Here is a 13,706-nt window from a genome sequence, read left to right on the forward strand (position 1 = left end):
GCTAGTTCAACACTCTAGCAAACTCTGGCGCAGCGCCAAGCGCCGCTTGTGTGCCCTTGAGGGCAAATTGATAGCCACAGAGGTTTAATTGCCCCCGATAAGCCACATCTTCAATGATTTTATCACTATCTAATGGCGAAAAACGGGCTTGAGTCATGCTGTTAGCTTCAATTGTAACTTGCAGCGGGCGGTAGCTATTACCATTGTTAAATACCAACTCACTGCAACGCTTATCACCTTTTGCTGTCGTTAACGACCACAGCTCGCCCATTTGCTTATTTTTGCCAAACCACTGCAGCAATAATTGTCCTTGCTCAAACTGTAAATAGAAACCATCGGGCAAGGCCACGCGCTCGCCCAGCTCTGTGCTTGCTTGAGTTTGCAGCGGACTCACTTCTGGTTTGGCAACACTTGGCGAGCTCACCAACCAATAACCTAAAACAGCTAACACTAATCCCCCCGCTGCTATGCCAAATAGCCAAGGCTTTAATAAAGGCTTTAGCACAGGCAAGCGCGGCTTAATAACCTGGGTGGCAAACTGCTGCGATGACTGCTGCAATGACTGCAACATAGGCTCTAACCAAGCCGTTAGTGAGCCTTGCTCACGGCGCGCGCAGCGTTCTTGTCGATTAAAATCAGCGCCGCCTTCAGCGGCGTGCGAAAAATGCTTAGCTTCAGAAGTATTTGCTGTCTCATGAGAGTGAGTCGCTGGTGCTGAATCAAACTCATCATTAGCGTCATAATCATCAGCATTATAATCATCAAAGCTATCATCAAAACCATGACGTTCAGTATCATAGCTATTCGCCAGCACGGATTCAGATTCAAAGCCGTGGGCATTCATGTTTAGCGCAGAGTGATTAAAGTCCACAACAGGCTCAACACGTTCAGCACTAGCGCGCGCCACTGTGGAGGGCACAATAAAATTCGCGCTCCAATATCCCCAGTGATAAGGCTGCAAGCTCATTGCTGGCGCGGATGGCAAACGCGCTAGAATCACAGATAAGGGCGCAGCTAAAATGACAACTAAGGTCAATGCTAGCCACACAGGCGCAGTCACTAGCGCCATAAACACCAATAAAAATGGTAATAATACAAACAAAATTGCGCGGCTACGAATACCTGAATCGCGGCCACGGCGAATTGCCGTCAGTTGCAACAGCAAGGCTAAAGGTAAGGCAAATAAGGTCAACCAAGTGATACTCGCTAACGAACCGAGTGCAATTAACAATAAATAACAGCCAGCACTAATGCCGCTAAAACGGAGGCGATTATCGCAGCCTTGGGCGGTAAACAATGTTTGCAAAACCACTGGGACTCCTACATTAAAATCATCACGCCAGTTGGCGCACGTCAAGAGTAACCAATTGCCATCCTGCTGTCAGCGTTATCCTGCATGCCAAGAGTAACTTTCGTCTGGTGACTTAGGTGGCTAATCGCGAGTATAATTAACGGCTAACCCTTTTTTTATCTCAATGATTAGGTTTTAATCCCTAATTTGAGCTTGGTTTATTAGCAGCGGAATTAATTTATGAGCGCACGCGGCAACTTATTTATCGTGTCAGCCCCAAGTGGTGCTGGCAAATCCTCATTAATTTCGGCGCTGCTGAAAGATAAGCCTGCGGACATGCAGGTGTCTGTGTCGCACACCACGCGTCAACCGCGTCCGGGTGAAGTCAATGGACAGCACTATCATTTCGTTGCTGTGGAAGAGTTCACTCAGTTAATCGAACAAGCATCCTTCTTTGAATGGGCGCTAGTGTTTGGTAATTACTACGGCACGTCACGTACCGTGATTGAGCAAACCTTAGCCCAAGGAATTGATGTCTTTTTAGATATTGATTGGCAAGGCGCGCAGCAGGTTAAAAAATTAATGCCTGAGGCCATTGGTATTTTCATTTTGCCACCCTCACGCGAAGAATTAGAAAGACGCTTAACTGGCCGCGGCCAAGACAGCGCTGAAGTGATTGCCAGCCGTATGCAAGAGGCAGTCTCTGAAATGTCTCACTATAATGAATATGACTTTGTGATAGTAAATGATGATTTTGATATTGCTATCAAAGAGTTAAACTCAATTATCACCAGTCAGCGTTTGACGCTAGCTAGCCAGACCCTAAGGCATAGTGGTATGCTTAACGATCTGTTGGCACGATAGCTGCCTTAGTGTACAATTTTTCGTCGTTTTTCCTTTTCGAGATTACTGGAGTTCCAAAACATGGCTCGCGTTACTGTAGAAGATGCCGTAGATCAAATCGGCAACCGTTTTGACATGATCCTGGTTGCGGCACGCCGTGCTCGCCAAATTTCTGTCCAGGGCAAAGCCCCTATGGTAGAAGAGCAAAACGATAAGCCAACCGTTATCGCCCTGCGCGAAATCGAACTGGGCTTAGTCAATGCTCAAACCTTAGAAGCTGATGAGCGCCAAACTGTGCGTGAACGCGAAGCCGCTGAATTAGCTGCTGTTGCTGCCATCGCTGAAGGTCGTTCTCTGTAAGACTATCGAGTCTTAGTTGTGTAGGAGTGTTGCCACTTGTATCTGTTTGAAGGTCTAAAAGACTCTGCTTCCGCCTATTTACAGGCTGAACAGGTAGAATTACTCAAACAGGCCTATCAAGTGGCTCGCGATGCCCATGAAGGGCAAATGCGTAGCAGTGGTGAGCCCTATATTACTCACCCTGTGGCTGTCGCCCGTATTTTGGCGGATATGCGTCTTGATCATGAGACCTTAATGGCAGCCCTGCTACACGACACTATTGAAGACACATACGTCACTCACCAAGATCTGGCCGAGTTATTTGGTACCAGCGTGGCTGAGTTGGTTGAAGGTGTATCTAAACTTGATAAACTCAAGTTTCGCGACAAGAAAGAAGCGCAAGCCGAAAACTTTCGCAAAATGGTGATGGCCATGACCCAAGATATTCGGGTTATCCTCATCAAACTCGCTGACCGCACCCACAATATGCGCACCCTTGGGTCACTTCGCCCCGATAAACGTCGCCGTATTGCCCGCGAAACCTTAGAAATTTATGCACCTATAGCCAATCGCTTAGGTATCCATAATATTAAATCTGAGCTCGAAGACTTAGGCTTTCAGGCCTATTACCCTATGCGCTATCGCGTTCTTAAAGAAGTCGTGAAAGCGGCGCGCGGTAATCGTAAAGAATTGATCCACAATATTGAAGTTGCCATTCGCGAACGCCTGCAAGATGCCAAAATTCCTGGTAACGTTAAAGGCCGCGAAAAGAATCTGTATTCCATCTACAACAAGATGCGCAATAAAGAGCTGCAATTTCAAGAAGTGATGGATATCTATGCCTTCCGCATTTTGGTAGACAGCATCGACACTTGTTATCGAGTAATGGGCGCTATGCATGGGCTGTATAAGCCAAGGCCTGGGCGCTTTAAAGATTACATCGCCATTCCAAAAGCTAACGGCTACCAATCACTTCATACCTCATTATTTGGCCCACATGGGGTGCCGGTTGAAATTCAAATCCGCACCGAAGACATGGATCAAATGGCCGATAAAGGGGTTGCTGCCCATTGGATGTATAAAGATGGCGGCGAATCCAATCAAGGCACCACCACCCAGATGCGTGCCCGCAAATGGATGCAGTCATTACTTGAGTTACAACAAAGCGCCTCAACCTCGTTTGAATTTGTTGAGAACGTTAAAACAGAATTATTCCCTGTGGAAATCTATGTGTTTACTCCAGAGGGAAGAATTCTTGAATTGCCAGTTGGCGCCACCCCGGTGGATTTCGCCTATGAAGTTCATACCGATGTAGGTAATGCCTGCGTGGGCGCCAAAGTTAACCGCCAAGCTTATCCATTGAGCCAGCCGTTAATTTCAGGCCAAACCGTAGAAATTATTACCGCTAAAGGCGCGCGCCCCAATGCTGCGTGGCTTAACTTTGTGGTGACAGGCAAAGCCCGTGCTCGCATTCGCCAAGTGCTTAAGAATCTTAAGCAAAATGATGCCGTTTCTTTAGGTCGCCGCTTACTCAATCATGCTCTTGGCGCCAATAAGCTTGATAGTTTCTCGCCAGAAACCATAGCTAAAGTCATCAATGAAACTAAGCATGACACCCTTGATGGTTTACTTGCTGACATAGGTCTTGGCAATGCCATGAGCATAGTGGTCGCGCAGCGATTACTGGGCGATATCGTTGGCTCTAACACCCCAGGAGTGATGCCAATTAGCGGCGCCGAAGGCATGCTAGTGACCTTTGCTAAATGCTGCCGTCCTATTCCTGGCGATCCTATTGTCGCCCATGTGAGCCCAGGTAAAGGCTTAGTGGTCCACATGGAAAACTGCGCCAACATTCGTGGCTACCAAGGTGAGCCCAGCAAATATTTAGCGGTGCTGTGGGATACAGTGGAAGATGCCGAGTTCCAAGCCAACCTTAAGATTGAGCTTATCAATCATCAAGGTGCGCTGGCTAAGATCACTTCCATTATTGCCGCCGAAAGCTCAAATATTCACAAACTCAGCACCGAAGAGCGTGACGGCCGTGTTTATTTAATTAGCCTGCGCATTTCAGTGCATGATCGCGTTCATTTAGCTAACGTGATGCGCCGTATTCGCGTCTTACCTGAAGTGGTTCGCACCTCGCGTAATCGCTAAACCTGTCAGGCCAAAAGCATGGCCTGACGCTTTATTTTTTAGTAACCCCTTACCTCACCTCCCCTTACCTCACCTCTCCTTACCTCACCTCCCCTTAACTTCATAGCTACCGCTTAAGCTCACCATAAGCAGCGTTTATCTTAACACCAGCGGCCTATTGCTAATTTAAGCAATTACTTACCTATTATCCCTGAATCAAGCTTATGCCATCGCCTTCAAATCATTTGCGAGTGATCACAAAAATCGCCATACTGGGATCAAAGCAAGCTGACAAAAACTATAAAATAACAGGGATTTGCGAATGGAAACTACATATAAATCACCCGTGGCTATGCTGTACCATTGGGCTGAACATCAGGGCGATGAGGTGTATCTTAAGCAACCCATCGGTGGTCAAATCAAGTCATTTACTTGGCAAGACGTAAAGCGACAAGTTGAACAACTCGCAGGTTCACTGCGCCATTTAGGTTTACAACCTGGCGATAAAATTGCTTTGCTTTCAAAAAATTGCGCAGAATGGTTTATCACTGACTTAGCCCTTATGCTGGGCGGCTATATCAGCGTACCTATTTACCCTACTGCCAATCCTGATACCATTCGCTACGTGTTAGACCACAGTGGCGCCAAAGCTATATTTGTCGGTAAGCTTGATTTTTGGCAGCAACAAGAAGCGGGCGTCGGCGGCGAGATTCTGCGCCTGGCAATGCCTTATGACACTATGCCAGCGCAATATCATTGGCAGCAATTACTCGACTTAGGTCAGTCGTTAAGTGATGCACCTATGCCAGACGCGTCGCAAATCATGACCTTGATCTACACCTCAGGTTCGACCGGTAACCCTAAGGGCGCTATTCAAACCTTTGCCAGTTATGTCTGGACTTGCCAAGCCGTAGTGCGCGATTTAAAAACCAATGGCAAAGACCGCTTAATCTCTTATTTACCATTGGCACACATTACCGAGCGCGTGGCCATTGAAGGTTCATCTTTCTATTCTGGCAGTCAGGTATCCTTTGTGGAGAGCCTAGACTCGTTTGTGGAAGATGTTAAACGTGCTCAGCCAACGGTTTTCTTCTCAGTGCCAAGACTGTGGAGTTTGTTCCAGAAGAATATTCTCGAAAAAGCCGGCGGCGACAAGAAATTATCCCTGTTATTAAAAATTCCAATTTTACGCAGCTTAGTGAAAAAGAAGATTCAAAAAGGCCTAGGGCTAGATCAGTGCCGCTTATTGGGTTCAGGTTCAGCGCCGATTCCACCAGCGCTAATCACTTGGTATCACAGCATAGGTATGAATATCTGTGAAGCGTGGGGCATGACAGAAAACTGCGCTTACTCCATCATCAATCATCCCTTTGACCCGAATAAAATTGGCACTGTCGGTAAGCCTGTGATTGGCTGCGATGTGCGCCTGAGCCCAGAAGGTGAACTGTTAATAAAATCCCCAGGGTTAATGACAGGCTACTATCAGCAGCCTGAAGTTACCGCTCAATGTTTTGATGCCGATGGTTTTTTCCATACTGGTGATTTGTGCAGCATAGATGAAGATGGTTGCATCAGTATCACAGGGCGCGTTAAAGATAACTTCAAAACCGCTAAGGGCAAATATGTGGCCCCAGTGATGATAGAGCGCAAACTGGCACAAAATACCTTGATTGAACTCATTTGCGTTATTGGCTCAGGGTTACCGCACCCAATCGCCTTAGTGCAATTGTCTGAATTTGCTCATCTTGAAGGTAAAGAGCAAGTACGGGCATCACTCAAACAAACCTTAGATAGCATCAATCCAGGCTTAGAGTCGCACGAGCACATAGATGCCATTGTGGTAGTCAATGAGCCGTGGACGATTGAAAATGATGTCTTAACTCCGACCTTAAAGATTAAGCGCCATGTGTTGGAGCAACGCTTTAGCGCTATGGTTGATGGTGTGCGCGGCGCCAAAGTATGCTGGCAAGATGAGCTAACCCCAAAAGCTTAAGGCTACTGCACCAGCTTAATTAATGCCTCACACCAAGAAAGCACGCTAAAAGCGTGCTTTCTTATTGCTGGGTTTTATCTGCAAGATAAATTTTTTAGGGTTTAGATTTTTGCGCTAATGCAAATTGCACTTGCTTGATGGCCGTGCCGCCAAGCACATCCCGCTTCGCTAAACAGGCCTCGATAGTTAAGTGCTGATACACATCAGCATCAATCACAGCGGCAAAGGCTTGTAACTGCTGCACGCTTATTTGCTCAATCGCTTGTTGCTCACCAATAGCGTAAACCACCACTTCACCAACAACATGGTGTGCCTCGCGAAATGGCATACCTTTAGCTACCAGATAGTCCGCTAATTCAGTGGCATTGGCATAGCCTTGCTGCGCCGCTTTTAAGGCTGAGGCGCGGTTCACTTTAAGCCCTGACAACACTAAGGCGGCCATATCTAAGCAAATCGCCCAGCTATCAACTAAGTCAAACAAGCCCTCTTTATCTTCTTGCATGTCCTTGTTGTAAGCCAAGGGCAAGGCCTTCATAGTGGTTAAAATGCCAACTAAACTGCCATAAACACGCCCAGTTTTACCGCGAATAAGCTCTAACGCATCGGGGTTTTTCTTCTGCGGCATCAAGGATGAACCAGAAGTCACTTGATCGCTTAATGAGATAAAATTAGCTTCGCCAGAGTTAAAGAAAATCAAATCTTCAGCCATGCGACTTAAGTGCATCATGCTGATAGAGCCTGCGCTTGCAATCTCAACTACATGATCCCTATCCGATACGCTATCTAAGCTATTTAAGGTTGGGCGCGCAAAATTAAGCGCTGCAGCTAAGGCATGTCTATCTATGTTATAAGCGGTGCCAGCCAAAGCGCCGGCGCCAAGTGGACAAGTATTGGCGCGTGTTAACGCATCTTGCAAACGACTGATATCGCGCTCAAACATTTCGACATACGCCAAACACCAGTGACCAAAAGTAATGGGCTGGGCGCGCTGTAAATGGGTATAGCCCGGCATCACAGCATCAAGCTCGCGCTGCGCTAACGCTAACAAGGCTTGATTTAAAGTTTGCAGTTTTAGCACTAGCATGGCGCCTTCGCTTTGACACCAGAGCTTTAAGTCTGTGGCCACTTGATCGTTACGGCTGCGCCCTGTGTGCAGTTTTTTACCTAAATCACCCACTTTGGCAATTAAGGCTGATTCAACAAAACTGTGAATATCTTCAGCGCCACTAGCGATAATAAGCTCAGGGTTATTACCGACTTCTACAAGTAATTGCCCTAACGCGTTTTTAAGCTCAAGGCATTCATTGGCGTTAATAATACCAACGCTAGCAATGGCATCGGCCCAAGCGATTGAGCCTGTCACGTCTTGCTCGAATAATCGATAATCCACGGGTAATGAGTCATTAAACAGTTTGAATAATGCGCTGGGTTCGCCCTGAAATCTACCGCCCCATAAAGCCATGTGACTATCTCCTGTCATTGCTGATACTGCCGATAACCAAGCCATCAGCCTGAACTTAAACTTAGGCTGAGGCTTGGTGCTATCGTTTAAATAAGATTTAGCGCTACCAAGTTAGCTCTAGTTAGCGCTATTGAGTTCGCGTTATTTAGTTTCGTTAAGCGCGCGAATACGGCTAGCTAAGGTGTACAAACGAATAAAGCCTTCTGCGTGCTTTTGATCGTAAACCTCATCTTCACCAAAGGTCGCAAACGTCTCTGAATACAAGCTATTAGGTGAGCGTTTTTGCACTGCGGTAGCTTGGCCTTTATAGAGCTTCACAACTACTTCACCGTTAACCATCTCAGCTAACGTTTCAGAGGCTGCCAGCAAAGATTTACATAAAGGGGTAAACCAGCGGCCGTCATAAACCAAATGCGCCATTTGCGCCGCCACTTGCTCGCGCCAGCTGCGGCTGCTCTTATCCAGCACTAACTCTTCAATAGCGCGTAAACCGGCAAACATGACAGTGCCACCTGGAGTTTCATAACAACCGCGCGACTTCATGCCCACTAAACGGTTTTCAGTGATATCAATGCGGCCAACACCATGTGCGGCGGCAATTTCATTCAGCGTCATTAATGCCTGATAAGGGGTTAAGCTGACACCATTAACCGCTGTCACGCGGCAATTTTCAATTTTTAGGGTAACGAAATCAGGCGTATTCGGCGCATCTTCTGGGTCAACCGTCATGGTCCACACTTGCTTACTTGGCTGATTCCATGGGTTTTCAAGCTCACCGCCTTCATGAGAAATATGCCAAGCGTTAGCATCACGGCTATATATCTTAGTGGTAGATGCTGACGTCTTAATATTACGTTCCGCTAAGTACTCCAGCAGGTCTTCACGGCTGCGCATATCCCATTCACGCCACGGTGCAATCACAGTTAATTCTGGGGCTAAGGCTGCAAAACAACCTTCAAAGCGCACCTGATCATTACCTTTGCCGGTGCAGCCATGGCATACCGCATCAGCGCCAACTTTACGCGCCACTTCCACTTGGGCCTTGGCGATAATTGGACGCGCCATTGAGGTGCCAAGTAAATAAGTGCCTTCATAAATAGCACCTGTAGCTATGGTGGGATATATGTAGTCTTTAACCAGCTCTTCTTTCAAATCAACAATGTGGCATTCGCTCGCGCCTGAGGCCAAGGCCTTTTCAGTCAGTCCTTGCAGCTCAGCATCGCCCTGACCCACGTCAGCACAAAAAGCAATGATCTCACAATTGTTATAGGTCTCTTTGAGCCAAGGGATAATGGCCGAGGTATCTAAGCCACCTGAATAAGCTAACACGACTTTTTTTACATTGCGTTGTACTGACATATCATTATCCTTAAAAACCAAGCAGTTAAACGTAAATTGATTATTATTGTGCGAGTAATGTGACGAGTAAGGCATTCTGGGCATGCATACGGTTTTCAGCCTGCTGCAAAATTAACGATGACTTACCATCCAGTACATCATCGGTCACTTCCACGCCGCGGTGTGCTGGCAGGCAGTGCATAAAGTAATCGGTGCCAGCCATGGTCATTAGTTCGCTATTAACTTGATAAGGGCCAAACTTAGCTTCGATTTGAGCGAGCGGCGTGTTATCGCCCATGGAAATCCAGCTATCGGTATAAATCACTTGGCAGCCCACCAAGGCCTTAATATCAGAACTGAGTATCAATTCACCACCATTGGCTTTAGCTAACGCCTGCGCTTTAACTACCATCTGACCATCTGGGAAATGCCCCGCAGGGCACACAACTACCATCTTGGCCCCTAAAATGGCAGCGCCAAACATCAGCGAATGAGTGACGTTATTGCCATCGCCCACATAAGCCAAAGTCACTTTACTCACATCTTCAAAGCACTCAGTCAGAGTTAATAAATCCGCCAATGCCTGACAAGGATGGTAAAGATCAGATAACGCATTAATGACAGGAACCTTACTATGCGCCGCTAGTTCTTCAATGGTTTGATGGCTATAGGTTCTGGCAACAATGGCATCGGCCCAGCAACTCAGATTACTGGCAAAATCCGCCACAGATTCCCGCTGACCCAATTGACCATTTTGTTGATCAAGATACAGGCAATGTCCGCCTAACTTATTAATCCCGATATCAAAACTTACTCGGGTGCGCAGCGAAGGCTTCTCAAATAACATCACCACACTTTTACCCGCTAAGGCATGACGGTAGGCGCTAGGATCCGCTTTGATGGTGCGAGCCAGAGTCAACAACTGCACTAATTCTTGCTGACTCAAATTTTGTAAGGTTAATAAATGCTGCATCTTGATGTCCTCTTAACGCTATTGTTATGGCTGGATTTGGGTACCGACTTGCTCACCTTTAATCAGGGCTAGCATTTGCTCGGCGTCGCGCCAACTGGCGACTTGTACCGGTTGCCCCAACATCTGCGCGACTTCTAGCGCCGCCTCAACTTTGACCTTCATGCCAGCTTCAATCACGCCAAGCTTCACTAAGTTAGCGATTTCTGGCGCATCTAAACTGGCAATCAATTTGCCCTTACCATCGAGCACGCCCGACACATCCGATAACAAGACTAATTGGCCGCTGAGCATAGATGTGACAGCGCTCGCCGCTTGGTCGGCATTCACATTTAATAACTGACCTGTAGCGCTAATAGCAATCGAGCTAATCACAGGTAACCAGCCTTGCGACAAAATAAAATCGATAAGTAGAGGGTTGCCCGCAGTGACTTTGCCTACGGCGCCGAGTGACTCATCTTTCACTTCCGCGACCAACAGGCCGCCATCGGCAAGCCCTAAACCTACGCTCTTAATACCGGCTTGCATGGCAGCGGCTTGCAATAACTTGTTGGCAGTACCTGCCAAAGCGCCGGCAATAATTGGCATTTGCTCATCTGGAGTAATACGTAAACCATCGCGCTTTTGGGTCGTCATGCCATTGGCTTGTAATTGCTGATCAACCACGCAGCCGCCGCCATGTACTATCACCACTGACTTGCCAGATTCAATCAGCGCCGAGGCTGTCGCCATTAAGCGCTTAATTCCCATGTCGCACTCTAAAAGCGCGCCACCAACTTTTAACACTAATACGTTTGCTGTTTGCATAATGATGCCACCTGACGCTTATGGATTAGACTTGAAATGAATACTTATGCACTCAAGCGCTTGGCTAGCCGCGCCCTTCATTAAGTTATCAATAACGCTAGAAATCACCAGATAATGGCTATGCTCGTCATATTGCCAACCTAAATGGCAGCGGCCGCTGTGAACCACTTCATCCAATTTCGGAAAGACGCCTTGCTTTACCAATACGTTAGGATTGCCTTGGTAGCACTTAAAAGCAGCGTCAACATCGCCAAGAGTTACGCCCTGCTTAAGTTCCGCGGTAATAGTGGCAATGATGCCGCGCTTAAAATTACCTAAGTGCGGAGTGAAGATGACCTCATGGCCAAGCTGGGTCGCTATTTCTGGTTGATGGCGGTGATTTAATACCCCGTAAGCACTTAAGCTCACTTCGGCAAAGCTAGTATTGAGCTGCGCCTTACGCCCAGCACCAGTGACGCCACTAACCGCATTAATCACAGGGCGAGTGTTAGTTAATAATCCTGCCACTGGGGTTAAGGCTAATAATGAGGCTGTCGGGTAACAGCCAGGCACAGCCACTAAGCGGCTTGCTTGAATCGCTTCGCTATTCCAATCGGTTAAGCCGTAAACCGCCTTATCTAACAGCTCAGGATATTGATGCTCAAACCCGTACCACTTGGAGTACATCTCTTTGTTTTCAAACCTATATGCCCCGCTTAAATCAAACACGGCTAAGCCTTGCTGATAAAACCACGCGGCCAACTTCATACTGACATGATGATCGAGCGCTAACGCCACCGCATCGGCATTGTTGGCAATATCTTGCTGACTAGACTCATTAAGTCCTTGCAAACACTGGCTTAAGTGTGGCCAATTAGGATACAAGCTAGCTAATGATTGACCTAGATCAGCACTGTTGGCTGACACATAGAGTCCATAAATCGCAAACTCAGATTCTTTAGTTATTAATTCTGTGAGTTGTGCGCCTGTGTATCCACTGGCACCAATAATGGCTATTTTTTTCATTGTTGAGTTCTTTACTATTATTGTTTAATTGAAAAATGTAGGGCAGCGGTTACGCCTGTGGCGGATGCCAACAAACGCCAGATTATCGTCGTGAGGAGATAGATGGATTGAATGCAAATGGAAGACAATCAATGTGATGCATAAACAAGTGAGCCACCATATATCCTTACATTATTAAATTTTCTGAACTGATTGACAGATTAACACGAACAATTAATTATGCAACAATAATGAATACTTATTTTAATTGAGGTCGGTAAATGTCGTTGCCAGAACTGAAAACTTGCTTTAGCCAACTGATTAAATCCAATTCCATTAGCGCTATTACCGCCGATGGCGATCATTCCAATTTAGAGGTCATTCAACTTATTCAGGGGTGGTTAACCGACTTAGGCTTTCATTGCCAAATGCAGGCCGTCAAAGATAGCCGCGGTAAATACAACTTATTAGCAAGCTTATTGCCAAGGAATGGTGTGACCCATGGCGGCTTACTGCTGGCAGGACATTCAGATACTGTGCCTGTGGATGAGGGTCATTGGCAGCAAGACCCTTTCCAGTTAACTGAGCGCGATAACCGCTGGTACGGTTTAGGCAGCTGCGATATGAAAGGTTTTTTTGCCATTTGTGTGGCCGCGTTAAAAGAGTTGCATCTAGATAAGCTTAATAAGCCACTCTATATTTTTGCCAGCGCCGATGAAGAAACCACTATGAATGGCGCTAAGGCATTTGTTGAGCAATACGCTAATCAAGATAATTTTTGCCCTGAGTTTGCCATTATCGGTGAGCCAACCGGCATGACACCTGTGTATATGCATAAGGGGCATTTAGCCAAAGGCATTCGCGTCACTGGCCGCAGCGGCCATTCATCGGATCCAGAAAAAGGCCTAAATGCCATAGAAATCATGCATGAAGTCATAAGCCAATTACAAAAGCTCAAACAAGCTCTGGCGACTCAATATCAGCAAACCGCCTTTAGTGTGCCTTACCCGACCCTAAATTTGGGCCATATTCACGGCGGCGATGCGGCCAATCGCATCTGTGGTTGCTGCGAGCTGCATATTGATTTACGCCCAATTCCTGGCATACCACTGCAAGAACTTGAACTCTTAATTCGGCAATATTTAAGTCCTATTCAGCAGCGCTACCCGAATGCTGTGGATATTTTTAGCTTATATCCTGGCAACGAAGCCTTTGGCGGCGATCTTAATGCCAGCTGGACACAAACGGCCGCTAAAATCTGTGGGCAAGAGCCACAAGTGGTTAACTATGCCACCGAAGCGCCATTTATCAGCTTATTGGGATGCCAAACCTTAGTGTTAGGCCCTGGCAGTATCGAGCAGGCGCATCAACCTAACGAATATCTTGAAATGTCAGTGTTAAATCAGGCGCAAACTGTATTTAAAGAATTGATTTATAACTGCTGTTTGAAGTGAGGTACATGTGGCAATATTTACTGTACAGTTGAAATCAAGCCGTTATAGTCAGAACATTATCTATCAGATAATGTGATAACCACCCAATAAAC

General features: G+C 46.7%; 11 protein-coding genes. 5 read left to right on the top strand and 6 right to left on the bottom strand.

The annotated features are described in order from the left end of the window. Position 1: 1 nt before the first annotated feature. Positions 2-1,312: a hypothetical protein gene (locus tag AC1HDP_RS12105; protein ID WP_479638967.1), complete on the bottom strand. Its 1,311-nt coding sequence runs from the start codon at positions 1,310-1,312 to the stop codon at positions 2-4. Between the two features lie 219 nt (positions 1,313-1,531). On the opposite strand from AC1HDP_RS12105, the gene gmk reads away from it, so the two are divergent. The 4 genes from gmk (at position 1,532) to AC1HDP_RS12125 (ending at position 6,599) form a co-directional block, all read left to right on the top strand. Next, the gene (gene gmk / locus AC1HDP_RS12110) at positions 1,532-2,155 is read left to right on the top strand and encodes a guanylate kinase (RefSeq protein ID WP_479638968.1); all 624 of its coding nucleotides are present in this window, start codon (positions 1,532-1,534) and stop codon (positions 2,153-2,155) included. A gap of 60 nt (positions 2,156-2,215) precedes the next feature. Next, positions 2,216-2,494, top strand: a complete 279-nt coding sequence (gene rpoZ / locus AC1HDP_RS12115; RefSeq protein WP_140930039.1) for a DNA-directed RNA polymerase subunit omega — start codon at positions 2,216-2,218, stop codon at positions 2,492-2,494. Positions 2,495-2,530: 36 nt separating this feature from the next. After that, on the top strand, positions 2,531-4,627 hold the full coding sequence (gene spoT, locus AC1HDP_RS12120) for a bifunctional GTP diphosphokinase/guanosine-3',5'-bis pyrophosphate 3'-pyrophosphohydrolase (protein ID WP_479638969.1): 2,097 nt from the start codon (positions 2,531-2,533) through the stop codon (positions 4,625-4,627). A 301-nt stretch (positions 4,628-4,928) separates the two neighbouring features. Next, positions 4,929-6,599 (top strand): AMP-binding protein, encoded by a 1,671-nt coding sequence (locus AC1HDP_RS12125; RefSeq protein WP_479638970.1) that lies wholly within the window; start codon positions 4,929-4,931, stop codon positions 6,597-6,599. Positions 6,600-6,693: 94 nt separating this feature from the next. On the opposite strand, the gene argH is transcribed toward AC1HDP_RS12125, so the two are convergent. The 5 genes from argH to argC form a co-directional block, all read right to left on the bottom strand. Further along, positions 6,694-8,061: an argininosuccinate lyase gene (argH, locus tag AC1HDP_RS12130; protein ID WP_479638971.1), complete on the bottom strand. Its 1,368-nt coding sequence runs from the start codon at positions 8,059-8,061 to the stop codon at positions 6,694-6,696. 141 nt (positions 8,062-8,202) lie between these two features. Beyond that, entirely contained in the window at positions 8,203-9,420 is a 1,218-nt protein-coding gene (locus AC1HDP_RS12135; RefSeq protein WP_479638972.1) for an argininosuccinate synthase, read from the bottom strand. Positions 9,421-9,463: 43 nt separating this feature from the next. Then, positions 9,464-10,372, bottom strand: a complete 909-nt coding sequence (locus AC1HDP_RS12140; protein WP_479638973.1) for an ornithine carbamoyltransferase — start codon at positions 10,370-10,372, stop codon at positions 9,464-9,466. A gap of 24 nt (positions 10,373-10,396) precedes the next feature. After that, positions 10,397-11,176: an acetylglutamate kinase gene (argB, locus tag AC1HDP_RS12145; protein WP_479638974.1), complete on the bottom strand. Its 780-nt coding sequence runs from the start codon at positions 11,174-11,176 to the stop codon at positions 10,397-10,399. A gap of 18 nt (positions 11,177-11,194) precedes the next feature. Continuing rightward, positions 11,195-12,181, bottom strand: coding sequence for an N-acetyl-gamma-glutamyl-phosphate reductase (argC, locus tag AC1HDP_RS12150; RefSeq protein WP_479638975.1), 987 nt, complete (start codon positions 12,179-12,181; stop codon positions 11,195-11,197). Between the two features lie 260 nt (positions 12,182-12,441). Between argC and argE the strand changes: the two genes are divergently transcribed. Then, complete coding sequence (gene argE, locus AC1HDP_RS12155) at positions 12,442-13,614, top strand: acetylornithine deacetylase (protein ID WP_479638976.1); 1,173 nt, start codon at positions 12,442-12,444, stop codon at positions 13,612-13,614. The last annotated feature ends 92 nt before the right edge of the window (positions 13,615-13,706 follow it).

Source organism: Shewanella sp. ISS20 (genome assembly GCF_056522965.1).